Source organism: Oryzicola mucosus, from assembly GCF_014534685.1.
In the GTDB taxonomy this organism is placed as follows: domain Bacteria; phylum Pseudomonadota; class Alphaproteobacteria; order Rhizobiales; family Rhizobiaceae; genus Oryzicola; species Oryzicola mucosus.
The window spans coordinates 505,001-507,500 of the sequence record NZ_JACVVX010000001.1 but is presented as its reverse complement, the minus strand read 5'-3'; the positions used below and the strand labels follow the sequence as shown (position 1 = coordinate 507,500).

Genomic DNA, 2,500 nt, shown 5'->3' with positions numbered 1-2,500 from the left:
CCCTGAATACATAGGGGTAAAGTGGCGAACGCGGGGAACTGAAACATCTAAGTACCCGTAGGAAAGGACATCAACCGAGACTCCGCAAGTAGTGGCGAGCGAACGCGGACCAGGCCAGTGGCGATTGAGAGACAAGCAGAACCTTCTGGAAAGTAGGGCCATAGTGGGTGACAGCCCCGTATGCGTAATGCGATCAATCGTCCTTGAGTAAGGCGGGACACGTGAAATCCTGTCTGAACATGGGTAGACCACTATCCAAGCCTAAGTACTCGTGCATGACCGATAGCGAACTAGTACCGTGAGGGAAAGGTGAAAAGCACCCCGACGAGGGGAGTGAAAGAGTACCTGAAACCGGTTGCCTACAAACAGATGGAGCCTGAAATGGTGACATCGTACCTTTTGTATAATGGGTCAGCGACTTAGTGTGACGAGCAAGCTTAAGCCGGTAGGTGTAGGCGCAGCGAAAGCGAGTCTGAACAGGGCGTTCAGTTCGTCGCATTAGACCCGAAACCGAGTGATCTAGCCATGAGCAGGATGAAGGTAAGGTAACACTTACTGGAGGTCCGAACCCATAACTGTTGCAATAGTTCGGGATGACTTGTGGCTAGGGGTGAAAGGCCAATCAAACTCGGAAATAGCTGGTTCTCCGCGAAATCTATTTAGGTAGAGCGTCGACCGAATACCCCGGGGGGTAGAGCACTGGATGGGCTAGGGGTTCTTACCGAATTACCAAACCTAACCAAACTCCGAATACCCGGGAGTACTAGTCGGCAGACACACGGCGGGTGCTAACGTCCGTCGTGGAAAGGGAAACAACCCTGACCGACAGCTAAGGTCCCCAAGTCATGGCTAAGTGGGAAAGGATGTGAGGATCCCAAAACAACCAGGATGTTGGCTTAGAAGCAGCCATCATTTAAAGAAAGCGTAACAGCTCACTGGTCTAAATAAGGGTCTTTGCGCCGAAAATGTAACGGGGCTAAAGCCATGCACCGAAGCTTCGGGTTTGCAGTTTACTGCAAGCGGTAGCGGAGCGTTCTGTAAGCTGACGAAGCAGCACCTGCGAGGGGCTGTGGAGGTATCAGAAGTGCGAATGCTGACATGAGTAACGTAAGGGGTGTGAGAGACACCCCCGCCGAAAGTCCAAGGGTTCCTGCTTAAAGCTAATCTGAGCAGGGTTAGCCGGCCCCTAAGTCGAGGCAGAAATGCGTAGACGATGGGAATCACGTTAATAATCGTGAGCCTGGAGGTAGTGACGGATCATTGAGGTTGTCCAATCTTATCGGATTGAGCGGGCAGCTGCGTGGTTCCAGGAAATAGCTCCTCCTTATAGACCGTACCCGAAACCGACACTGGTGGACTGGTAGAGTATACCAAGGCGCTTGAGAGAACTATGCTGAAGGAACTCGGCAAATTGCACGCGTAACTTCGGAAGAAGCGTGACCCTTTTGCACGCAAGTGTAAGGGGGTGGCACAGACCAGGGGGTAGCGACTGTTTATCAAAAACACAGGGCTCTGCGAAGTCGCAAGACGACGTATAGGGTCTGACGCCTGCCCGGTGCTGGAAGGTTAAGAGGAGAGGTGCAAGCTTTGAATCGAAGCCCCAGTAAACGGCGGCCGTAACTATAACGGTCCTAAGGTAGCGAAATTCCTTGTCGGGTAAGTTCCGACCTGCACGAATGGCGTAACGACTTCCCCGCTGTCTCCAGCATAGACTCAGTGAAATTGAATTCCCCGTGAAGATGCGGGGTTCCTGCGGTTAGACGGAAAGACCCCGTGCACCTTTACTATAGCTTTACATTGGCATTCGTGTCGGCATGTGTAGGATAGGTGGTAGGCTTTGAAGCAGGGACGCCAGTCTCTGTGGAGCCATCCTTGAAATACCACCCTTATCGTCATGGATGTCTAACCGCGGCCCGTTATCCGGGTCCGGGACAATGTATGGTGGGTAGTTTGACTGGGGCGGTCGCCTCCTAAAGAGTAACGGAGGCGCGCGATGGTGGGCTCAGACCGGTCGGAAATCGGTCGTCGAGTGCAATGGCATAAGCCCGCCTGACTGCGAGACTGACAAGTCGAGCAGAGACGAAAGTCGGTCATAGTGATCCGGTGGTCCCGCGTGGAAGGGCCATCGCTCAACGGATAAAAGGTACGCCGGGGATAACAGGCTGATGACCCCCAAGAGTCCATATCGACGGGGTTGTTTGGCACCTCGATGTCGACTCATCGCATCCTGGGGCTGGAGCAGGTCCCAAGGGTATGGCTGTTCGCCATTTAAAGCGGTACGTGAGTTGGGTTCAGAACGTCGTGAGACAGTTCGGTCCCTATCTGCCGTGGGTGTAGGAATATTGAAAGGATCTGTCCCTAGTACGAGAGGACCGGGATGGACGGATCTCTGGTGGACCTGTTGTGGCGCCAGCCGCATAGCAGGGTAGCTATATCCGGACGGGATAACCGCTGAAGGCATCTAAGCGGGAAACCCACCTTAAAACGAGTATTCCCTGAG

At 53.5% G+C, this 2,500-nt stretch carries 1 rRNA gene (only partly in view); it reads left to right on the top strand.

The window, feature by feature from the left end:
• Positions 1-2,500, top strand: a 23S ribosomal RNA gene (locus tag ICI42_RS02430) (it extends past both window edges: 207 nt to the left, 93 nt to the right).